Annotated in this window: 22 protein-coding genes; 18 read left to right on the top strand and 4 right to left on the bottom strand. The window is 72.0% G+C overall.

Annotated features, from left to right (window positions below; genetic code table 11):
• Nucleotides 1-92 precede the first annotated feature (92 nt).
• The 12 genes from kbl to AC2EAQ_RS05230 all read left to right on the top strand — a co-directional run bounded on the left by kbl (nucleotide 93) and on the right by AC2EAQ_RS05230 (nucleotide 10,931).
• Complete coding sequence (gene kbl / locus AC2EAQ_RS05285; protein ID WP_484640751.1) at nucleotides 93-1,292, top strand: glycine C-acetyltransferase; 1,200 nt, start codon at nucleotides 93-95, stop codon at nucleotides 1,290-1,292.
• Between the two features lie 34 nt (nucleotides 1,293-1,326).
• Complete coding sequence (locus AC2EAQ_RS05280; protein WP_484640750.1) at nucleotides 1,327-2,277, top strand: NAD-dependent epimerase/dehydratase family protein; 951 nt, start codon at nucleotides 1,327-1,329, stop codon at nucleotides 2,275-2,277.
• A gap of 59 nt (nucleotides 2,278-2,336) precedes the next feature.
• Entirely contained in the window at nucleotides 2,337-3,263 is a 927-nt protein-coding gene (locus AC2EAQ_RS05275) for a LysR substrate-binding domain-containing protein (protein ID WP_484640749.1), read from the top strand.
• Between the two features lie 105 nt (nucleotides 3,264-3,368).
• On the top strand, nucleotides 3,369-4,058 hold the full coding sequence (locus AC2EAQ_RS05270) for a substrate-binding domain-containing protein (RefSeq protein ID WP_484640748.1): 690 nt from the start codon (nucleotides 3,369-3,371) through the stop codon (nucleotides 4,056-4,058).
• A 24-nt stretch (nucleotides 4,059-4,082) separates the two neighbouring features.
• The gene (locus AC2EAQ_RS05265; RefSeq protein ID WP_484640747.1) at nucleotides 4,083-5,111 is read left to right on the top strand and encodes an amidohydrolase family protein; all 1,029 of its coding nucleotides are present in this window, start codon (nucleotides 4,083-4,085) and stop codon (nucleotides 5,109-5,111) included.
• A gap of 29 nt (nucleotides 5,112-5,140) precedes the next feature.
• Nucleotides 5,141-5,824 (top strand): 4-carboxy-4-hydroxy-2-oxoadipate aldolase/oxaloacetate decarboxylase, encoded by a 684-nt coding sequence (gene ligK / locus AC2EAQ_RS05260; protein WP_484640746.1) that lies wholly within the window; start codon nucleotides 5,141-5,143, stop codon nucleotides 5,822-5,824.
• Between the two features lie 25 nt (nucleotides 5,825-5,849).
• Entirely contained in the window at nucleotides 5,850-6,752 is a 903-nt protein-coding gene (locus AC2EAQ_RS05255; RefSeq protein WP_484640745.1) for an NAD(P)-dependent oxidoreductase, read from the top strand.
• Nucleotides 6,749-7,666, top strand: coding sequence for an amidohydrolase family protein (locus tag AC2EAQ_RS05250; RefSeq protein WP_484640744.1), 918 nt, complete (start codon nucleotides 6,749-6,751; stop codon nucleotides 7,664-7,666). The genes AC2EAQ_RS05255 and AC2EAQ_RS05250 overlap by 4 nt, the downstream gene beginning before the upstream one ends.
• A gap of 23 nt (nucleotides 7,667-7,689) precedes the next feature.
• On the top strand, nucleotides 7,690-8,133 hold the full coding sequence (gene ligA / locus AC2EAQ_RS05245) for a protocatechuate 4,5-dioxygenase subunit alpha (protein ID WP_484640743.1): 444 nt from the start codon (nucleotides 7,690-7,692) through the stop codon (nucleotides 8,131-8,133).
• A 1-nt stretch (nucleotide 8,134) separates the two neighbouring features.
• A complete protein-coding gene (locus AC2EAQ_RS05240; protein WP_484640742.1) occupies nucleotides 8,135-8,977 on the top strand; it encodes a class III extradiol dioxygenase subunit beta in 843 nt (280 codons plus the stop codon).
• Nucleotides 8,974-9,921 (top strand): Gfo/Idh/MocA family oxidoreductase, encoded by a 948-nt coding sequence (locus AC2EAQ_RS05235; RefSeq protein ID WP_484640741.1) that lies wholly within the window; start codon nucleotides 8,974-8,976, stop codon nucleotides 9,919-9,921. Before AC2EAQ_RS05240 ends, AC2EAQ_RS05235 begins: the two co-directional genes overlap by 4 nt.
• Nucleotides 9,918-10,931 carry an aldo/keto reductase gene (locus AC2EAQ_RS05230; protein ID WP_484640740.1) on the top strand — a complete coding sequence of 338 codons (1,014 nt, stop codon included), beginning with the start codon at nucleotides 9,918-9,920 and terminating at the stop codon, nucleotides 10,929-10,931. The genes AC2EAQ_RS05235 and AC2EAQ_RS05230 overlap by 4 nt, the downstream gene beginning before the upstream one ends.
• A 38-nt stretch (nucleotides 10,932-10,969) precedes the next feature.
• On the opposite strand, the gene AC2EAQ_RS05225 is transcribed toward AC2EAQ_RS05230, so the two are convergent.
• The 3 genes from AC2EAQ_RS05225 to AC2EAQ_RS05215 are packed head-to-tail and all read right to left on the bottom strand — an operon-like array spanning nucleotide 10,970 to nucleotide 13,729.
• Nucleotides 10,970-12,220 carry an NAD(P)/FAD-dependent oxidoreductase gene (locus AC2EAQ_RS05225; protein WP_484640739.1) on the bottom strand — a complete coding sequence of 417 codons (1,251 nt, stop codon included), beginning with the start codon at nucleotides 12,218-12,220 and terminating at the stop codon, nucleotides 10,970-10,972.
• Nucleotides 12,220-12,543, bottom strand: a complete 324-nt coding sequence (locus tag AC2EAQ_RS05220) for a 2Fe-2S iron-sulfur cluster-binding protein (protein ID WP_484640738.1) — start codon at nucleotides 12,541-12,543, stop codon at nucleotides 12,220-12,222. The genes AC2EAQ_RS05225 and AC2EAQ_RS05220 overlap by 1 nt, the downstream gene beginning before the upstream one ends.
• 19 nt (nucleotides 12,544-12,562) lie before the next feature.
• Complete coding sequence (locus AC2EAQ_RS05215; RefSeq protein WP_484640737.1) at nucleotides 12,563-13,729, bottom strand: cytochrome P450; 1,167 nt, start codon at nucleotides 13,727-13,729, stop codon at nucleotides 12,563-12,565.
• Between the two features lie 139 nt (nucleotides 13,730-13,868).
• Between AC2EAQ_RS05215 and AC2EAQ_RS05210 the strand changes: the two genes are divergently transcribed.
• Complete coding sequence (locus AC2EAQ_RS05210) at nucleotides 13,869-14,747, top strand: helix-turn-helix domain-containing protein (RefSeq protein WP_484640736.1); 879 nt, start codon at nucleotides 13,869-13,871, stop codon at nucleotides 14,745-14,747.
• Between the two features lie 7 nt (nucleotides 14,748-14,754).
• Here AC2EAQ_RS05210 and AC2EAQ_RS05205 read toward each other — a convergent pair whose 3' ends face one another.
• Entirely contained in the window at nucleotides 14,755-15,666 is a 912-nt protein-coding gene (locus AC2EAQ_RS05205; protein WP_484640735.1) for a LysR family transcriptional regulator, read from the bottom strand.
• A gap of 106 nt (nucleotides 15,667-15,772) precedes the next feature.
• Between AC2EAQ_RS05205 and AC2EAQ_RS05200 the strand changes: the two genes are divergently transcribed.
• The 5 genes from AC2EAQ_RS05200 (at nucleotide 15,773) to AC2EAQ_RS05180 (ending at nucleotide 20,986) form a co-directional block, all read left to right on the top strand.
• Nucleotides 15,773-16,624: a shikimate dehydrogenase family protein gene (locus tag AC2EAQ_RS05200; protein ID WP_484640734.1), complete on the top strand. Its 852-nt coding sequence runs from the start codon at nucleotides 15,773-15,775 to the stop codon at nucleotides 16,622-16,624.
• A gap of 48 nt (nucleotides 16,625-16,672) precedes the next feature.
• The gene (locus tag AC2EAQ_RS05195) at nucleotides 16,673-17,818 is read left to right on the top strand and encodes an ABC transporter substrate-binding protein (protein WP_484640733.1); all 1,146 of its coding nucleotides are present in this window, start codon (nucleotides 16,673-16,675) and stop codon (nucleotides 17,816-17,818) included.
• Between the two features lie 22 nt (nucleotides 17,819-17,840).
• A complete protein-coding gene (locus AC2EAQ_RS05190) occupies nucleotides 17,841-18,665 on the top strand; it encodes an amidohydrolase family protein (RefSeq protein WP_484640732.1) in 825 nt (274 codons plus the stop codon).
• Between the two features lie 7 nt (nucleotides 18,666-18,672).
• Nucleotides 18,673-19,893: a LysR family transcriptional regulator gene (locus tag AC2EAQ_RS05185; protein ID WP_484640730.1), complete on the top strand. Its 1,221-nt coding sequence runs from the start codon at nucleotides 18,673-18,675 to the stop codon at nucleotides 19,891-19,893.
• Between the two features lie 121 nt (nucleotides 19,894-20,014).
• Complete coding sequence (locus AC2EAQ_RS05180) at nucleotides 20,015-20,986, top strand: Bug family tripartite tricarboxylate transporter substrate binding protein (protein ID WP_484640729.1); 972 nt, start codon at nucleotides 20,015-20,017, stop codon at nucleotides 20,984-20,986.
• Nucleotides 20,987-20,989 lie beyond the last annotated feature (3 nt).

Raw genomic sequence — 20,989 nt, 5'->3', positions numbered from 1 at the left:
TGCGGTGGGGCGGGGGTGCGTGGCAAGATAGTGAACCTTTGTTCGATATACTGCACGAAGGCCAAACCAGTGTACAGCCCCGGAGCCCTCGCATGAGCCGTGCCTTCCTCGATCACCTGCAGTCCGAACTCGACACCCTGCGCGCGTCGGGCCTGTTCAAGGCGGAGCGGGTAATCACCACGCCGCAGGGCGCCACGGTGCGCACCGCGGACGGGCGCGACGTGATCAACCTGTGCGCCAACAACTACCTGGGTCTCAGCTCGCATCCCGCCGTGGTGGAGGCCGCGCACGAGGCGCTGCGCACCCACGGCTACGGCATGAGCAGCGTGCGCTTCATCTGCGGCACGCAGGACCTGCACAAGACGCTGGAGCAGCGCATCGCGCGCTTCGTCGGCTGCGAGGACGCGATCCTCTACGCCGCCGCGTTCGACGCCAACGGCGGCCTGTTCGAGCCGTTGCTGGGCGAGCAGGACGCCATCATCAGCGACGAGCTCAACCACGCGTCGATCATCGACGGCATCCGCCTGTGCAAGGCGCAGCGCTGGCGCTACCGCCACAACGACATGGCCGACCTGGAGCGCTGCCTGGGCGAGGCGCGCGCCAAGGGCGCCCGTTTCGTCATGGTCTTCACCGACGGCGTGTTCTCGATGGACGGCACCATCGCCCAGCTCGACGCGATGCGCGCGCTGTGCGACCGCCACGACGCGCTGCTGGCGATCGACGAGTGCCATGCCAGCGGCTTCATGGGCCGCACCGGGCGCGGCACGCACGAGCACCGCGGCGTGTTCGGCAAGATCGACATCGTCACCGGCACCTTCGGCAAGGCGCTGGGCGGCGCGTCCGGCGGCTTCACCGCGGCGCGGCGCGAGGTCGTGGAACTGCTGCGCCAGCGCTCGCGGCCGTACCTGTTCTCCAACACGCTGATGCCGGCCATCGCGGGCGCCTCGATCGCGGTGCTCGACCTGCTCGAAGGCAGCACGGCCCTGCGCGACAAGCTCGAGGACAACACGCGCTGGTTCCGGCGCGCGATCGTCGACGCCGGCTTCGACGTCAAGCCGGGCGAGCACCCGATCGTGCCGATCATGGTGTACGACGCCGTGAAGGCGCAGCAGCTCGCCGCGCGCCTGCTGGAGCTCGGCGTGTATGTGGTGGGCTTCTTCTTCCCGGTGGTGCCCAAGGGGCAGGCGCGCATCCGCGTGCAGATGAGCGCGGTGCACGACCGCCATCACCTGGAAGCCGCGGTGGCGGCGTTTGCCCAGGCCGGACGCGAGCTGGGGCTGGTGAAGCCATGACGCCGAAGATCCTCATCATCGGCGGGAGGCTGGCATGACGCCGAAGATCCTCATCATCGGCGCCAATGGCCAGATCGGCACCGAGCTGGCGGCGGCGCTGGCCGACCGGCACGGCAGCGGCGCGGTGGTCACCAGCGACCTCGCGCCGCAGGGGCGCGTGCCCGGGCTGGCGCACGAGGCGCTGGACTGCACCGACATCGGCGCGCTGACCCAGGTGGTCGAGCGCCACGGCATCACGCAGGTCTACCACCTCGCCGCGGCCTTGTCGGCGCGCGGAGAGAAGCACCCGATGTGGGCCTGGGACCTGAACATGAAGGGCCTGCTCAACGTGCTGGAGGTGGCGCGGTCGCACCGGCTGCAGCGCGTGTTCTGGCCCAGTTCGATCGCCGCCTTCGGCCCCGGCACGCCGCAGGACGCGACGCCGCAGCAGACGGTGATGGACCCCACCACCGTGTACGGCATCAGCAAGCTGGCGGGCGAGGGCTGGTGCGCCTGGTACCACCGCAACCACGGCGTGGACGTGCGCAGCCTGCGCTACCCGGGCCTGATCAGCTGGAAGACGCCGCCGGGCGGCGGCACCACCGACTATGCGGTCGAGATCTTCCATGCCGCGCTGAAGCAGGGCCGCTACACCTGCTTCCTCGAGTCGCAGCAGGCGCTGCCGATGATGTACATGGACGACGCGATCCGCGCCACGCTGGAGCTGATGGACGCGCCGGCCGAACGGGTGCTCGACCGCCACTCGTACAACCTGGCCGGCATCAGCTTCACGCCGCTGCAGATCGCCGCCGCGATCCGGCGCCGGATCCCCGGCTTCGAGATGGACTGCGTGCCGGACTTCCGCCAGGCCATCGCCGCCAGCTGGCCGCGGTCGATCGACGACACGCCCGCCCGCGCGCACTGGGGCTGGGCGCCGCGCTACGACCTCGACGCGATGGTCGACGCGATGCTCGACAACCTGCGGCCCCTGCTGAAGGCGGCATAGCGGGCTTGCCGACCTAGAATGTTCCGGCATGGCGGCCCGGCGGCCGCCGGGACGTGCCGATGAACCTGCGCCAGCTCGAGAGCTTCGTGCGCGTGGCCGAGCTGGGCAGCTTCAGCAAGGCCGCGCGCGTGCTGGACATCGCGCAGCCGGCGCTGTCGCGCCAGGTGCGGCTGCTGGAGACCGACCTGCGCGAGACGCTGCTGCTGCGCAACGGGCGCGGCGTCAGCCTCACGCCGGCGGGGCGGCGCCTGTTCGACCATGGCGTGCTGATCCTGCAGCAGGTGGCGCAGGCGCGCGCCGACCTGGGCGCCGAGCGTGACGCGCCCGTGGGGCAGGTGACGATCGGGCTGCCGCCGTCGATCGGCCGGCGCCTGACCCAGCCGCTGCTGGAGGCCTTCCGCGAGCGGCTGCCGCGGGCGCGCGTGACCATCGTCGACGGGCTGAGCGCGCACATCGCCGAGTGGATCGGCAGCGGCCGCGCCGACCTCGGCCTCGTCTACAACCCCGAGCCGTCGGCGGCGCTGGAGATCACGCCGCTGCTGCGCGAGCCGCTGGCGCTGGTGCAGCCGCTGCGGCGCGGCCGCAAGGCGCCACTGCCCACCGTCGCGCTGGGCGAGCTGGGGCGTTACCCGCTGATCCTGCCCGAGCGCCACCAGTCGCTGCGCCGCCTGCTCGAGTCGCAGGCCACGCTGGCCGGCGTGGCGCTGGACATCCACTGCGAGGTGTCGAGCATCCCGGCGATCATCGACCTGGTGTGCGCCGGCATGGGCAACGCGGTGCTCAACGCCAGTGCCGTGGCGGCTTCCGGCCGCTCGGCCGAGCTGGTGGTGCGCCGCATCGTCGAGCCCGAGCTGCCCACGGTGCTGTGCCTGGCGCAGTCGGCCACCAAGCCGCCCACGCCGCTGACGCGACAGGCGCGCGCGCTGCTGGAGCAGCTGGTGGCGTCGCTGCCCGGGCCCGCGCGCCGCGCCGGCCGCCGCGCCTGAGGTCTCTCCGGCCGCGCTGCATTGGCCTGCCATGCCGGAAGCGAATAGCTGCTAGTGGTCAGCCATGCTGGATTTGTGTTGTCGCGCTGGCCACAATGCGCTTCCATGGCCCACGCGATCACCGGCATTTCCTCGATGGCGACCAAGGCCCTGCTGGCCGAGCTGGCGGCGGCCTACACGCAGGCGCACGGCACGCCGGTGGCCATCGAGTCGGTGGGCGGCGTCGACGCCGCGAAGCGCGTGCAGGCCGGCGAGGCCTTCGACGTGGTGGTGCTGGCCTCGGACGCGATCGACAAGCTGCTGGCCGCCGGCAGCCTCGCGGCCGGCAGCCGGGTGGACCTGGTCACGTCCGGCGTCTACGTGGCGGTGAAGGCCGGCGCGCCGCACCCCGACATCGGCAGCGAGGGCGCGCTGCGTGCCGCGGTGCTGGCAGCGCCGACCCTGGGCTATTCCACCGGGCCCAGCGGCGTGCAGCTGGCGCGCCTGTTCGAGCGCTGGGGCATCGCCGACGCGATCCGCGACCGCCTCGTCACCGCGCCGCCCGGCGTGCCGGTGGGCGCGCTGGTGGCGCGCGGCGAGGTGGCGCTGGGCTTCCAGCAGCTGTCCGAGCTGATCCACCTGGAGGGCATCGACGTCGTCGGGCCCTTGCCCGCCGCGGTGCAGATCGTCACCACGTTCTCCGGCGCCGTGGGCGCGCAGTCGGCCCGGCCCGACGCGGCCCGGGCGCTGCTGCAGTTCATGGCGTCGCCCGCCGCCGCCGAGGCCAAGCGCCGCCAGGGCATGGCGCCCGCCTGACCTACCGTTCCGAGGAGCTCCCGAATGATCATCGACATCCACGGCCACTACACCACGGCCCCCAAGGCGCTGGAGGCGTGGCGCAACCAGCAGATCGCCGGCATCCAGGACGCGTCGGTGAAGCCGCGCGTGGCCGACCTGAAGATCTCCGACGACGACATCCGCGAGACGATCGAGGCCAACCAGCTCAAGCTGATGACCCAGCGCGGCTCCGACGTCACGATCTTCAGCCCGCGCGCCAGCTTCATGGCGCACCACATCGGCGACTTCGAGGTGTCGTCCACCTGGGCCGCCATCTGCAACGAGCTGTGCTTCCGCGTCAGCCAGCTGTTTCCGCAGCACTTCGTGCCCGCGGCCATGCTGCCGCAGAGCCCCGGCGTGGCGCCCGAGACCTGCATCCCCGAGCTGGTGAAGTGCGTGGAGCAGTACGGCAACGTGGCGATCAACCTGAACCCCGACCCGTCGGGCGGCCACTGGACCAGCCCGCCGCTGACCGACCGCCACTGGTACCCCATCTACGAGAAGATGGTCGAGTACGACATCCCGGCGATGATCCATGTGAGCACCAGCTGCAACGCCTGCTTCCACACCACGGGCGCGCACTACATCAATGCCGACACCACGGCCTTCATGCAGCTGATCCAGGGCGACCTGTTCAAGGACTTCCCGACCCTGAAGTTCATCATCCCGCACGGCGGCGGCGCCGCGCCCTACCACTGGGGCCGCTACCGCGGCCTGGCACAGGAGATGAAGAAGCCGCTGCTGAAAGACCATCTGCTGAAGAACGTGTTCTTCGACACCTGCGTCTACCACCAGCCCGGCATCGACGTGCTGACCAAGGTGGTGCCGGTGGACAACATCCTGTTCGCCAGCGAGATGATCGGCGCGGTGCGCGGCATCGACCCCGAGACCGGGCACTACTACGACGACACCAAGCGCTACATCGAGGCGTCCACGCAGCTGACGCCGGCGCAGAAGCAGCAGATCTACGAAGGCAATGCCCGGCGCGTCTATCCGCGCCTGGACGCCACCCTCAGGAAGCAGGGCCGCTGAGCGGCCCGTCCCCACGCAGGAGCCCCACCATGTACGAACTCGGCGTCGTCTATCGCAACATCCAGCGCACCGATGCGTCGGTGGCCGACCGGCTGGCCGCCTTCGGCAGCGCCACGGTGCACGAGGCCATGGGCCGCGTCGGCCTGATGAAGACCTGCATGCGGCCGATCTACGCCGGCGCGCAGGTGTCGGGCACGGCGGTCACGGTGCTGCTGCAGCCCGGCGACAACTGGATGCTGCACGTGGCGGCCGAGCAGATCCGTCCCGGCGACATCGTCGTGGCGGCCTGCACCACCGACAACACCGACGGCCACTTCGGCGACCTGCTGGCCACCAGCTTCAAGGCCCGCGGCGCGCGCGCGCTGATCATCGACGCCGGCTGCCGCGACGTGAAGACGCTCACCGAGATGCAGTTTCCGGTGTGGAGCCGCGCCATCAGCAGCAAGGGCACCGTCAAGGCCACGCTCGGCTCGGTGAACATTCCCGTGGTGTGCGCGGGCGCGCTGGTGCACCCGGGCGACGTGATCGTGGCCGACGACGACGGCGTGGTGTGCGTGCCGCGCGCCATGGCCGCTGCCGCGCTCGACGCCGCCGCCAAGCGCGAGGCCAACGAGGGCGACAAGCGCGACAAGCTCGCCACCGGCGTGCTCGGCCTGGACATGTACAAGATGCGCGAGCCGCTGGCCGCGCTCGGCCTGAAGTACATCGACTGAGGCCCGGCCCCCGGAGGTGCATCGCATGAAGATCGCGCTCATCGGCTACGGCGAGGTCGGCCGCATCCTCGCGGAGGACCTCGCGCCGGCCGGCCACGAACTGCGCGCCTACGACGTGAAGCTCGCGGGCGAAGCGGGCAACGCTCTGCGCGAGCATGCGGCGCGCACCGGCGTCGCGCTGGCCGCTTCGTCGGCCGACGCAGTGCTCGGCGCCGCCCTGGTGGTCAGCGCCGTCACGGCCAGCCAGGCCGTGGCCGTGGCCGAGGCGGCAGCACCGGGGCTGGCCGCGGGGGCGTTCTTCCTCGACTTCAACTCCGCCTCGCCGGGCGCCAAGTGCCGCGCGGCCGACCTCGTCGGCGCCGTCGGCGGGCGCTACGTCGAGGGCGCGGTGATGACCTCGGTGCCGCCGTACCGGATCAAGGTGCCGCTGCTGCTGGGCGGGCCGCAGGCCGCGGCGCTGGCGCCGGTGCTCGACGGGCTGGGCTTTGCCGCGCGCGTGGCCAGTGCCGAGCTCGGCGTGGCCAGCGCCACCAAGATGTGCCGCAGCGTGATGATCAAGGGCCTGGAGGCGATGGTGATCGAGAGCTTCACCACCGCGCGCCACTACGGCGTGGAAGACGCCGTGATCGCGTCGCTGCAGGAGACCTTCCCCGGCGTGGACTGGGAGAAGCAGGCGGCCTACTTCTTCCAGCGCGTGATCGAACATGGCCGCCGCCGCAGCGAGGAGGTGCGCGAGGTGGCCGTCACCGTGCAGGAGGCCGGCCTTGCGCCCTGGAGCGCCGCCGGCACCGCCGAGCGCCAGGCCTGGGTGGCCGACCTCGCCGACGCCGGCCTGTTCGGCACCAAGGGCACGAAGGAATTCGCCCGCAGCAGCGACTGGCGCGTGGAAGCCGACCGCATCCTCCGACACCTGGACGACAAGACATGAGCGCCTTCGAGAAGACTCCCGGCTGGCTGGACTGGTATGCCGGCCCGAGCCGGCCGCAGTTCCGGCTGCCCGCGGGCGCGGTGGACGCGCATTGCCACGTGTTCGGCCCCGGCGCCGAGTTCCCCTACGCGCCCGAGCGCAAGTACACGCCCTGCGACGCGAGCAAGCAGCAGCTGTTCGCGCTGCGCGACCATCTGGGCTTCGCGCGCAACGTCATCGTGCAGGCCACCTGCCACGGCGCCGACAACCGCGCCATGACCGACGCCTGCCGCGCCAGCGGCGGCAGGGCGCGCGGCGTGGCCACCGTGCGGCGCAGCGTCAGCGACGCCGAACTGGAGTCGCTTCACGAGGCCGGCGTGCGCGGCGTGCGCTTCAACTTCGTCAAGCGCCTGGTGGACTTCACGCCCAAGGACGAGCTGATGGAGATCGCCGGGCGCATCAAAACGCTCGGCTGGCACGTCGTCATCTACTTCGAGGCGGTGGACCTGCCCGAGCTATGGGACTTCTTCACCGCGCTGCCCACCACGGTGGTGGTCGATCACATGGGCCGTCCGGACGTGGCCAAGCCGATCGACGGCCCGGAGTTCGCGCTGTTCCTGCGCTTCATGCGCGAGCACGACAACGTGTGGAGCAAGGTGAGCTGCCCCGAGCGCCTGTCGGTGGCCGGCCCGCCGGCGCTGAACGGCGAGCGCAACGCCTACCGCGACGTGGTGCCCTTCGCGCGCACCGTGGTCGAGCAGTTCCCCGACCGCGTGCTCTGGGGCACCGACTGGCCGCACCCGAACCTCAAGAACCACATGCCCGACGACGGCCTGCTGGTGGACTTCATTCCGCACATCGCGCCCACCGCCGAACTGCAGCGCAAGCTGCTGGTGGACAACCCGATGCGTCTTTACTGGCCCGAGGAGCGCTGAGCGCGGGCGCCCCTGGAGCAACCATGGCATTGCACAAACCCTACCTGGACATTCCGGGCACCACGATTTTCGACGCCGAGCAGTCGCGCAGGGGCTACTGGCTCAACCAGTTCTGCATGAGCCTGATGAAGGCCGAGAACCGGGCCCGCTTCAAGGCCGACGAGCGTGCCTACCTCGACGAGTGGCCGATGACCGAGGCGCAGAAGCAGGCCGTGCTCGAACGCGACCTGAACAAGGCCATCGCCGCCGGCGGCAACATCTACTTCCTGGCCAAGATCGGCGCCACCGACGGCAAGAGCTTCCAGCAGATGGCCGGCAGCATGACCGGCCTGAGCGAAGAGGAGTACCGCGACATGATGATCAAGGGCGGGCGTTCGCCCGAGGGCAACCGCGTGGTCGGCGAGGACGGCACTGCGCAGGCGCACCGCCAGCCGCAGGGCAGCGGCAAGCCGGGCTGGAGCCGCTGACATGGCCCGCATCACCGCTTCCGTCTACACCAGCCACGTGCCGGCCATCGGCGCGGCCATCGACCTGGGCAAGACCGCCGAGCCGTACTGGCAGCCGCTGTTCAAGGGCTACGAATTCTCCAAGCAGTGGATGAAGGACCACCGGCCGGACGTCATCTTCCTCGTCTACAACGACCATGCGTCGGCGTTCAGTCTCGAGCTGATCCCCACCTTCGCCATCGGCTGCGCGGCGGAATTCAAGCCCGCCGACGAGGGCTGGGGCCCGCGCCCGGTGCCGGTGGTGCAGGGGCATCCGGACCTCGCCTCGCACATCGCGCAGAGCGTGATCCAGGACGACTTCGACCTCACCATCGTCAACCGGATGGACGTCGACCACGGCCTGACGGTGCCGCTGTCGCTGATGTGCGGCCAGCCGCAGGCCTGGCCGTGCCCGGTGATCCCGTTCGCGGTGAACGTGGTGCAGTACCCGGTGCCCTCGGGCCGGCGCTGCTTCAACCTCGGCCGCGCCATCCGCAAGGCGGTGGAAAGCTACGACGAGCCGCTGAACGTGCACATCTGGGGCACCGGCGGCATGAGCCACCAGCTACAGGGCCCGCGCGCCGGCCTGATCAACCAGCCCTGGGACAACCGCTTCCTCGACCGCCTGATCGCCGAGCCCGAGTCGCTGTCGCAGGTGCCGCACATCGAGTACGTGCGCGAGGCCGGCAGCGAGGGCATCGAGCTGGTGATGTGGCTGATCGCGCGCGGCGCGATGAGCGACGCCCCGCCGAAGGTGGCGCACCGCTTCTATCACGTGCCCGCATCGAACACGGCCGTCGGCCATCTCATCCTGGAGAACGCATGACCATCCACGTCGCCCTCGCCGGGGCCGGCGCCTTCGGCATCAAGCACCTCGACGCGATCAAGCTGATCCCGGACGTCAAGGTCGTCTCGCTGGTCAGCCGCGAGCTGGCCAAGACGCAGGAGGTGGCCGACAAGTACGGCATCGCCCACGTGACCACCGACCTGGCGGACAGCCTGCGCATCAAGGACGTGGACGCGGTCATCCTGTGCACGCCCACGCAGATGCACGCGTCGCAGACGCTGGCCTGCCTGGCGGCGGACAAGCACGTGCAGGTGGAGATTCCGCTGTGCGACGTGCTCAGGGACGGCCAGGCCGTGGTGGCCGCCGCCCGGGCCAGCGGCAAGGTGGCGATGTGCGGCCACACGCGGCGCTTCAACCCGAGCCACCAGTGGGTGCGCCAGCGCATCACCGCCGGCGAGTTCAACATCCAGCAGATGGACGTGCAGACCTACTTCTTCCGGCGCACGAACATGAACGCGCTGGGTCAGCCGCGCAGCTGGACCGACCACCTGCTGTGGCACCACGCCGCGCACACCGTGGACCTGTTCGCCTACCAGGCGCGCAGCCCGATCGTGAAGGCCAACGCGATCCAGGGCCCGATCCACCCGGTGCTGGGCATCGCGATGGACATGAGCATCCAGCTCAAGGCGGCCAGCGGCGCCATCTGCACGCTGAGCCTGTCGTTCAACAACGATGGCCCGCTGGGCACCTTCTTCCGCTACATCGGCGACACCGGCACCTACATCGCGCGCTACGACGACCTGTTCAACGGCAAGGACGAGAAGATCGACGTGTCGAAGGTGGACGTGTCGATGAACGGCATCGAGCTGCAGGACCGCGAGTTCTTCGCCGCCATCCGCGACGGGCGCGAGCCCAATGCCAGCGTGGCGCAGGTGCTGCCCTGCTACGAGGTGCTGCACCAGCTGGAGCAGCAGCTCGCATGAGGACCCGGCGCATTGGCCCCTTCGAGATGGCCGAGATCGGCCTGGGCTGCATGAACCTCAGCCACGCCTACGGCGCGCCGCCGCCGGCCGAGGCGGCCGAGCGGCTGCTGCTCGACGCGCTGGAGCGTGGCGTCACGCTGTTCGACACCGCGGCGCTGTACGGCTTCGGCGCCAATGAACAGCTGGTGGGCCGCGTGCTGCGGCCCCATCGCGGCCGCATCGTGCTGTGCAGCAAGGGCGGCATGGCCGGCGTGGCGGGCGCCGACGGCGTGACGCGGCGCGTGATCGATGGCCGCCCCGAGACGCTGCGCCGCAACTGCGAGGACAGCCTGCGCCGCCTGGGCACCGACGTGATCGACGTCTACTACCTGCACCGGCTGGACATCGCCAACGGCGTGCCGGTGGAGGACTCCGTGGGCGCGATGGCCGACCTGGTGCGCCAGGGCAAGGTGCGCGAGATCGGCCTGTCCGAGGTGTCGGCGGCCACGCTGCGCCGCGCCCACGCCGTGCATCCGGTGGCGGCGCTGCAGAACGAGTACTCGCTGTGGACGCGCAACGCCGAGCTGGGCACGCTGGCGGCCTGCCGCGAGCTGGGGGTGGCCTTCGTCGCCTTCTCGCCGGTGGCGCGCGCCTTCCTCACCGGCGCGCTGCGTGACGTGTCCACGCTGGACTCCAAGGACATCCGGCGCCAGATGCCGCGCTTCGAGCCGGCCGCCTACGCGCACAACCTGGGCTTGCTGGACGGCCTGGCCGGCCTGGCCCGCGAGGCCGGCTGCACGATGGCGCAGCTGGCCCTCGCGTGGCTGCTGCAGCGCGGCCCGCACGTGATCCCGATTCCCGGCACCACCCATCCGGCGCATCTGGCCGAGAACCTCGGCGCCGCCGACGTGTCGCTGGCGCCCGATCTCGTGGCCCGGCTGGACGCGCTGATCAACCAGCGCACGGTGGCCGGCGCCCGCTACACCGCGGCAACGCAGCGCGAGATCGACACCGAGGAGTTCCCCGCCTGATCCGCCGGTGCTGATCCGGCCGGGCGCACCGGCGCGCGTCAGCGCGGCGCCGCGGCCAGGGCGGCGAGGTCGGTGGCCGGGTCCGCCAGCTGCGCGGGCGTGGGTGACACGCCCGCGTCGAGCAGCTTGCGCACCGCGAGGTGGTCCTTCGCGGCATTGACCGAGTCGGCTGCCACCAGGCGCCCGTCGCGCAGGTGGAACAGCGTGAACGCGCCGTCGTCCATCGATCCGCGCAGCACCGACGCGTCGGCGCCCGCCGACAGCCCCGCCATCTGCAGCTTGCGGTCGTACTGGTCGGACCAGAACCACGGCGTGCCGGCAAACGGCCGGGGTTGGCCGAGCAGCGCCGCCGCGGCCGACTTGCCCTGCTCGGTGGCGTTGTTCACCGACTCCAGCCGCAGCAGCGTGCCGTCGGCGGTGCGGCGGGCGGTGCAGTCGCCGGCCGCGGCGATGAGCGGATCGGCGGTGCGGGCGCAGTCGTCCACGACGATGCCGCGGTCGCAAGCCAGGCCCGCCTCGCGCGCGAGGGCGTCGTCGGCGTTCACGCCCACGCCGACCAGCACCACGCCGGCGGGCAGCCGCGTGCCGTCCGCCAGTCGCACCGCGGTGACGCTGCCGCCTGCATCGCGCTCGAGCGCTTCCACCCGGGCGTCGAACACGATGTCCACGCCGCGCGCGCGGTGCAGCGCGGCGAACCAGTCGGACAGCGCCGGCACCAGCGCGCGCGCCAGCAGCCGCGGCTGTGCTTCCAGCACGGTCACGGTCAGGCCCTTCTTGCGCGCGGTGGCTGCCGCCTCCAGGCCGATGAATCCTCCACCGATCACCACCAGCGGCAGCGCCTGCGCCGCGGCCCGGGCCATCGACGCGGCCAGGGCGCTGGCGTCGTCGCGCGAGCGCAGCACGTGCACATTGGGCGCGTCGGCCCCGGGCAGCGTCAGGCGGCGCGGCACCGAGCCGGTGGCCAGCACCAGGCCGCGGTAGGGCAGGGCGCTGCCGTCGGCGAGGCGGAGCGTCCGCGTCGCGCGGTCGATGGCGGCCACGCGCACGCCGGTGCGCAGCTCGATGCGCTTTCTCGCCAGCATTTCGGGCGTGCGCATCGCCAGCTGCGCGGCGTCCATCTCGCCGGCCAGCCAGGCCTTGGACAGCGGCGGGCGGTGGTAGGGACCGTGCGGCTCGGCACCGAGCAGCACGATGGGTGCGTCGGCGTCGAGCGCGCGCAGCGCCTCGGCGGCCTGCACGCCGGCCTGGCCGGCACCGACGACGATGAAGGGAGCGGGTTCGGTGGACATCACTCCTGAGTATCGGGCAAGGTCACCACCAGGCCTTCCAGCGCGGGCGACGCCTTGATCTGGCACGACAGGCGGCTGTGGGGCCGACGCTCGGCGGCCACGTTGGCGAGCATGTCGAGCTCGCCCTGGGACGGCGGCGGCAGGTCGGCGGCGCGCGCCTCGTCCACGTAGCAGTGGCAGGTGGCGCAGGCGCAGGAGCCGCCGCACTCGGCTACGATGCCGTCCACGCCGCCGGCGGTGGCGCCCTGCATCAGGCTCCAGCCGTCGGTGACGTCCACGGTGACGGCGTTGCCGGACGGTTCGATGAAGGTGATGTGTGCCATGTCGGGCCTCGTTGGGGGGTTACTGCAACGCGAGTTCGAGCCGCGTCGGGCTGCGGAAGGTGGACGACGGCATCCAGGGCAGGTGCTCCTGCACGCGGCGGTAGTCGGGCACCACCTTGTGGAACTCGTCGAAGGCGATCTTCACCGCCAGGCGCGCGATCGCGGTGCCCAGACAGGCGTGGACGCCGCCGCCGAAGCCCAGATGACCGCGCGGCTTGCGCCGGATGTCGTAGGTGTCGGGGTCGGGGAACTGGCGCTCGTCGCGGTTGCCCGAGCCGTAGGCCAGGCAGACGAAGTCGCCCGCGCGCATCGTCTGGCCGTGCAGGGTCACGTCCTTCTGCAGGCAGCGGCGGAAGCGCTGGGCCGACGTGTTGAAGCGCAGCGACTCCTCCACGGCGTCGGGCAGCAGCGCGGGATCGGCCACCACGGCCCGACGCGCCTCGGGGTGGTCGGCGAGGTTCAGCGCGAACATCGCCATGAATCCGCCCAGGGACTCGATGCCCGCCATGATCAGCGTGGTGGTGGTCAGCAGCACCTCGCGCTCGTCGAGCCGGTCGCCGTCGATCTCGGCGGTGCTGAAGTGCGAGATCAGGTCGTTCACGGGCCGCGCGCGGCGCTCGGCGATCACGCGCGCCGCGTAGTCGGTCATCCACTGGTAGGCGGCGATGTGCTCCGGACCCTTGGCGCGGGTGTGCGGGTCGCTCTGCACCATCAGCACCGCCTTCTCGCGCACCGTCATCTCGTCGCCCAGCGGCAGCCCGAGCGCGGCGAACAGCACGCGCACGGTGAACTTGCTGGAAAAGCCGGTGATGAAGTCGAACTGCCGCTCGCCCTCCAGGGCGGTGGCGGCGTCGCGGGCGATGTCGCGGATCGGCCCGGCCAGCGCCTCCAGGTTGCGCTTCATGAAGGCATGCTGGACCAGCCCGCGCAGGCGGTCGTGGCGCGGCGGGTCGGTGGTGCCGAGCGTGGCTCCGGCGCGCCCGGGCAGCTCGGTCATCAGGTTGCCCTTGGCCGACGAGTAGGTCTGCCAGTCCTGGCCGGCGCTGACGATGTCGGCATAGCGCGACAGCACCCACATCTGCGCCTCGGCGCTCCAGAAGCAGGGGTGCTCGTCGCGCAGCGTGCGGTAGGACGGGAACGGGTCGGCGTCGATCGCCGGCGAGTACGGGTCGAAGTGGAATGCCATGGCGTGTCTCCCCGGCGATCTGCCGTGGAGCGCACTCTAGGCAGGCGCGGGTTGCCCCGGCTGGACGAAGGGCCCCGAAGGCTTGTACTTTTGCCGCATGCCGGATCCCACCCGCCCCCGTCGCCGAGTCCGCCCGCGGGTGCCCGCCTTCGCGCTCTACGGCGAGTCCGAGGGGGCGCCCGTCAGCCGCGACGAACTGCTCCACGTCGAGTCGGTGCAGTCGCGCAGCCGCCGCTACCAGTGGGAGATCGACGCCCATGTCCACCATGGCCTGCACCAGGTGGTCTGGGTGGGCCACGGCACGGCCGAGGTGCGCTTGGACGAAATCCGCAGCCGCTGCGAAGGGCCGGCGGCCGTCGTCATCGCGCCGGGCGTGGTGCATGCCTTCCGCTTCGCGCGCCACACCGAGGGCTTCGTGCTGACGGCCAGCCCCGGGGCGATGGTCGAGGGCGAGGGCGGCGACGTGGCGCGCGCGCTGGCCGGGCTGTTCGCGCACTCGCGCGTGCTGGCGTTCGACGCCGGCAGCGCGCAGGCCGAGCGGCTGGGGGCGCTGTTCGAGGCCATGCTGGCCGAGTTCAATGCGCCGGACGCCGCGGGCGGGCCCTTGCCGGTGTGGCTGGCGCGGTCGGTGCTGTGGCGCCTGGCGCACGAGGCGCGGCTGCGCGGCGAGGCCGGCGCCGACGCTCCGCCGCACCGCGCCCAGGCGGCGCGCTTCATGGCCCTGGTGGAAGCACACCACCTTGACCACTGGCCGGTGGCGCGCTATGCCGCCACGCTCGGCCTGTCGGAGGAGCGGCTGAACCGCATGCTGCGCGCGCAGACCGGGCGCACCGCGCTGCAGCTGGTGCACGAGCGGCTGGCGCGCGAGGCGCAGCGCCGGCTGCTGTACATCGCCGCCCCGGTGTCGCGCCTGGCCTGGGAGCTGGGCTTCGAGGACGCGGCCTACTTCTCGCGCTTCTTCAAGCGCCAGGTCGGCCTGTCGCCGGCCCAGTTCCGGCGCCAGGCGGCGCCGGGGTGAACGCGCCTCAGAGCAGCAGCCGCATCTGGTGCGCGGCCCGGCCGAGGTGGGCCACGAAGTGGCGCACCGCCGGCGACAGCGAGGTCTGCGGCCGCGACATCGCCGCCAGCGTCGACTGGAACGGCGCCTCGCGCAGCTTCAGCGTCACCATGTAGGACGCCGCCAGCGGGTGGCTGGCGATCGGCTGCGGCATCAGGCCGACATAGTCGCCACCGCAGATCAGCGACAGCAGGCCCAGGGTCGAGTTCACCAGCGCCGACGCCCGCGGCGGGGCGAGGCCGTGCTGCTCGAACAGGTGCCGTGCGTAACCCGCCCCGTCGGTGTTGCCGGTGAACACCCAGCGTGCCTCGGCCAGCTCCGACAGCGAGCGCGCGCGGGCCCACGGGCTGCCCTTGCGCACCACCACCACCATCGTGATGGGCATCAGCGGCTCGACCACCAGCTCGCCCGGCGGCAGGCCGGCGGGCTGCGGGCCGATCGCCACGTCCACCTCGCCGCGGCGCAGGCGGCTGAGCTGCTCGACGTACAGCTCCTCCTGGACGTGCAGGCGGATGTCCGGGTACTCGCGACTGAAGGTGCGCAGCGTCTCGGGGATCAGCATCATCAGCGCCAGCGGCACCGCGCCCACCCGCAGCTCGCCCACCATCGCGCCGCCGAGCTGGCGGATCTCGTCCACCGCGGCCGTGAGTTCGCGGTCGGCCGCGCGCGCGCGCTCGTACAGCACCTTGCCCTGGGCCGTGGCGACCACGCCGGTGCTCGAGCGCAGCACCAGCGGCGCGGCCAGCTCGAGCTCGAGTTCGCGCAGGGCCTTGGTCAGCGCCGGCTGCGACACGCCCAGGCGTCGCGCGGCGCCGCGCAGACTGCCTTCCTCGATTGCGGCCACCAGGGCCTTCAATGCCGCCAGCCTCATGGAAACCATGATAACGATCGGTTATCGCGCGGGGCGACACCGTGCCGGACGGCCGGGGCGGCCACCCTAGACTCAGCCGCCACCGGCCCCCGCGCCGCCGCATTCGCCGTCTTCCATGCCGATCACCGGAACCACCCGCGTCTACTTCATCCTCGGCGACCCGGTCGCCCAGGTGCGCGCGCCCGAGGTCTACAACCACCTGTTCGCCAGCCACGGCATCGACGCGGTGCTGGTGCCGCTGAAGCTGCCGGCCGCGGCGCTGCCGGGCTTCCTGAAGCACGGCCTGGCGGCGGACAACGTCGGCGGCTGCTGGGCGACCATTCCGCACAAGGCGCAGCTGGCCGACCTGCTCGACCCCGCCGACCCGGTGGCGCGCATCGCGCACGCGGTCAACGCGGTGCGGCGCCTGCCCGACGGCCACCTGGAGGCGGCGCTGTTCGACGGCATCGGCTTCGTCAAGGGCCTGGACCACTTCGGCATCGACGTGCGCGGCCGGCGCGTGCTGGTAGTGGGCGCGGGCGGCGGCGGCCACGCGGTGGCCGCGGCGATCGCGCAGCGCGGCCCGGCGGCCCTGGCGGTGTTCAACCGCACGCGCGAGCGCGCGGCGTCGCTGGTGCAGCGGCTGGTGCCGATCGCCGGCGCGGCGGCGTCGGTGGCCGACAGCGCCGACCCGGCCGGCTTCGACCTCGTCGTCAACTGCACCTCGCAGGGCCTGAAGCCCGACGACCCGCTGCCCTTCGAGCCGCAGCGCGTCGATGCCGGCGCTGCCGTGGTGGACATCATCATGAGCAAGCAGCCCACGCCGCTGCTGCGCGAGTGCAGCGCCCGCGGCCTGCAGGCCGAGGCCGGCTTCGAGATGCTGGTGCAGCAGATTCCCGAGTACCTGCGCTTCTTCGGCTACGACGAGTTGTCGCGCACGCTGCAGGCGGACCTGTCCGGCGTGCGGGCCCTGCTGGCACCGCGCTGACGATCGCGCCACCTTCCTTCCGACCCCAAGACAAGACAGGAGACCCCCATGCAACGCACCCTTCGCCTGCTCGCCGCCGCGGCGGCCCTCGGCCTGGCCGCGCACGGCGCCAGCGCCCAGAACACCGTCAAGATCGCCAACATCGTCGAGCTGTCCGGCGCCGGCGCCACGTCCGGCACCAACTTCCGCAATGGCATCGAGCTGGCGGTCAAGGAGATCAATGCCGCGGGCGGCATCCTCGGCCGGCGCATCGAGATGACCACCGCCGACACGCAGAGCAACCCCGGCGTGGCCAAGGGCCTGGCGCAGAAGGCGGTGGACGACGGCGTGTTCGCGGTGTTCGGCCCGGTGTTCTCCGGCTCGATCCTGGTCAGCATGGCCGAGACGCGCAGGGCCGAGATCCCCAACTTCACCGGCGGCGAGGCGGCGGCGATCACCAAGCAGGGCAACCCGTACATCTTCCGCACCAGCTTCACGCAGGACACCGCGATGCCCAAGGTGGCGCGCTACATGGCCAACAACCTCAAGGCCAAGACGGTGGCGGTGATCTACGTCAACAACGACTTCGGCAAGGGCGGGCGCGACGCCGTGACCAAGGCGCTCGAGGCGCTCGGCACCAAGGTGCTGACCGACATCTCGACCGACCAGAACCAGGTCGACTTCTCGGCCGCGGTGCTCAAGGCCAAGCAGTCCAACGCCGACGTGATCTTCTGTTACACGAACGAGGAGGAGTCGGCCCGCCTGCTGCGCGAGCTGCGCAAGCAGGGCGTCACCAAGCCGATCGTCGGCGAGACGGTGCTCACCAGCCAGAAGGTCATCGAGCTGGCCGGCGAGGCCGCCAACGGCGCCGTGGCCCACGTGGGCCTGACGGTGGACGCGCCGATTCCGGCGCTGAAGGACTTCCGCGCCAAGTTCGAGCGCGACTGGAAGTTCACGCCGGACCACAACGGCATCAAGGGCTACACCGGCGTGTACGTGCTCAAGGCCGCGATCGAGAAGGCCGGCAAGTTTGACCGTCAGCTCGTCGCGCAGACGATGAAGGGCCTGTCGCTGAAGGCGGCCCAGCACCCCGGCATCCTGATGGACGTGAGCTTCGACGCCAACGGCGACCTCGACCGCGAGAGCTTCCTCGTCGAGGCGCGCGACGGCAAGCAGATCGTCAAGGAGATCCTGCCCGCGCTCGGCGCCAGGTGACCCGGCGCGGCAGGCGGCGGCGGTGAACGTCTTCGACGAACCGAAGGTCGACTGCCACTGCCACGTGCTCGACCCGGCGCGCTTCGCCTACGCGCCGGACGTCGCCTACCGGCCCGCGGGCCAGGAGCAGGGCGGCATCGACGCCTACCTGCAGGTGATGCAGGCCTACGGCATCCGCCGGGCGCTGCTCGTCGGCCCGAACTCCGGCTACGGCACCGACAACCGCTGCCTGCTCGACGCCCTGGCGCGGGCGCCGCAGGCGCTGCGCGGCATCGCCTTCGTCGGCCTGGACACCGACGACGACGCACTGCGGCAGCTGCAGGCCGCCGGCGTGATCGGGCTGGCGCTCAATGCCACCGTGCTCGGCGTGGACCATTGCCTTGCCGCCGGCCCGCTGCTGCGCCGCGCCCACGACCTCGGCCTGCTGCTGTCGCTGCAGGTCGAGCACGACCAGCTGGTGGCGCTGCGGCCGATGCTCGAGGACAGCGGCATCCGCGTGCTGGTGGACCATGGCGGCCGGCCGGACCCGGCGCGCGGCGTGTCGCAGCCGGGCTTCCAGGCGCTGCTGGCGATGGCCGCCAACGGGCGCACCGCGGTGAAGCTGTCGGGATGGCAGAAGTTCTCGCGCGAGCGCGCGCCCTGGTCCGACACGCGGCCGTTCTTCGACGCGCTGGTGCAGGCCTTCTCGCTCGACGCCTGCCTGTGGGCCAGCGACTGGCCCTTCCTGCGTGCGCCCGAGCGGCTGGACGTGGGACCGCTGCTGCGCCTGGCCGAGCGTCTGGTGCCCGACGCGGCGGACCGCCGGCGCCTGTTCTGGGACACGCCGAACCGATGGCTCGGCTTCTGACCCGCCCTTGAGCACGATCCCGCTTCGCGCGCTGCGCGCGGTGGCCGCGGTCAGCACCGCGGGCGGCGTGTCGCAGGCGGCCCTGGCGCTGCACCAGTCACCGTCGGCGATCACGCGCGCAGTGCAGGCCGCCGAGCAGCGCCTGGGCGTGCGGCTGTTCGAGCGCGGCGCGCGCGGCATGGTGGCCACCGCGGCCGGCCAGACGCTGGCGCTGCGCGTCGGACGGGCCCTGCAGGCCCTGCAGGTGGCGGCCCAGGGCCTGCGCCAGCGCGGCGCGCCGGCCTCGGTGGACTCGCTTCCGCGCCTGGCCAGCGACGCGATGCTGCAGGCCCTGGTCGCTCGGGCGACGCATGCGACGGAGGCCGCGTCGGCGCAGTCGCTGGGGTTGTCGCAGCCGGCGCTGCACCAGGCGCTGCGCCGGCTCGAGCACGCGGCCCGGGTGCGGCTGTTCGAGCGCACGCGCGGCGGCTCGCGGCTCAACGAGGCGGGCGAGTGGCTGCTGCAGCAGGCCAAGGTGGCGCTGGCCGAGATCCGCATCGGGCACGAGGAGCTCGCGCCCTGGTGCGGGCAGGTGGCGTCGCAGCTGGCCATCGGGTCGCTGCCGATGGCCAGCGACGTGCTGGTGCCCCAGCTGGTGGCCCGCCTGCTGGGCCGGCCGCCGGCGCTGCGCATCACGGTCAAGGATGGCACCTACGAGTCGCTGTCGCAGCTGCTGCGCGGCGCGGACATCGACTTCATCGTCGGCCCGCTGCGCGGGGCCGAGCTGGCGGGCGACTTCGTGGAGGAGACGCTCTACGTCGACCGCTTCGTGGCCGTCGTGCGCCGCGGGCATCCGCTGGCGGGCCGCGGGCGCGCCGCGTCGCTGCGAAGGCTTGCCCCCTTTCCTTGGATCGGCCCGCTGCCGGGAACGCCCGCGCACGCGGTGTTCGAGCGGCTGTTCGTCCAGGCCGGCGTCCAGGCGCCGACCGTCGCGCTGCGGGCCCACAGCACGGCCGTCGTGCGCTCGGTGCTGCTGGCCGGCGACCACGTCGCGCTGCTGTCGCCGCTGCAGGTGCAGGCCGAGGTGCGCTCGGGCCTGCTGGTCTGCGTCACCGGCCCGCTGGCCGGCTCGGAGCGCGCGATCGGCATCACGCAGCGCCGCGATGCGCTCGCGTCCGCGGCCTGCCAAGGGGCGCTGGCGGCGCTGCGGCAGGTCACCGCCGACGCGCTGGCCGACCTGGCCTCATAACCGAAACGCAAGGCCCGGGCGGCACGCCGCAATGGTCCGCCGCGGTTCGTGCGGCGATGCTCCGGGGTTGTCGGCAGAGCGCCGCGATGGCGCCTGCCCCCGACCCGACTCCGGAGATCCGATGAGCGACCAACCCGATTCCGCGCGGCGCGCCCTGATGGCGGCGGCGCTGTGCGCGCCCTGGGCCGTGCATGCGCAGGGGGCGCGGCCGCTGCGCATCGTCGTGCCCTTCACGCCGGGGGGCAGCACCGACATCCTCGCCCGCGCGCTGGCGCCCAAGCTGTCGCTGGCCCTGGGCGTGAACGTCATCGTCGACAACAAGCCCGGCGCGGGCGGCTCGGTCGGCGCGGGCGAGGTCGCCAAGTCCGAGCCCGATGGCAGCACGCTGCTGATGGGTCACATCGGCACGCTCGGCGTTAATCCGTCGATGTACCCGCGGCTGCCCTACGACCCGCTGAAGAGCTTCGTGCCCGTGGCCTACGTCGCCCGCGTGCCCAACGTGCTGGTGGTCGGCGCGGCCTCGCCGATCCGGTCGCTGAAGGAGCTGATCGCGGCGGCGCGCGCGAATCCGGGCCGCCTGACCTACTCGTCCGGCGGCAACGGCAGCGCGGCGCACATCACCTTCGAGTACCTCAAGCTCAAGGCGGGCGTTTTCATGCTGCACATCCCCTACCGGGGCACCGCGCCGTCGGTCACCGACGTGCTGGCCGGCACCGTGGACTGCACCTTCACCGGGTCGCCTGCCGTGCTGCCGCACGTCAAGAGCGGGCGCCTGCGCGCGCTCGCGGTGTCCAGCGCCCAGCGCCTGCCGGTGCTGCCCGACGTGCCGACGGTGGCCGAGAGCGGCATCGCGGGCTTCGAGGCCGACCAGTGGTACGGCCTCGTCGCCCCGGCCGGCCTGCCGGCCGCGCAGGTCAGCCGGCTCAACGCCGAAGTGAACAAGGCCCTCGCGCTGCCCGACGTGGCGCAGCAGCTCGCGGTCGAAGGCGCCGTGCCGGTGCCGACCACGCCGCAGGCCTTCGGCGACCTGATCCGGCGCGAGATCCCGCGCTGGGCGGAGGTCGTCAAGGCGGGCAACGTGAAACCGGACTGACAC

The sequence above is a fragment of the Aquabacterium sp. T101 genome (genome assembly GCF_057219775.1).
The sequence above is the reverse complement of the archived record's forward strand: the minus strand, read 5'-3'. Positions and strand labels throughout refer to the sequence as shown.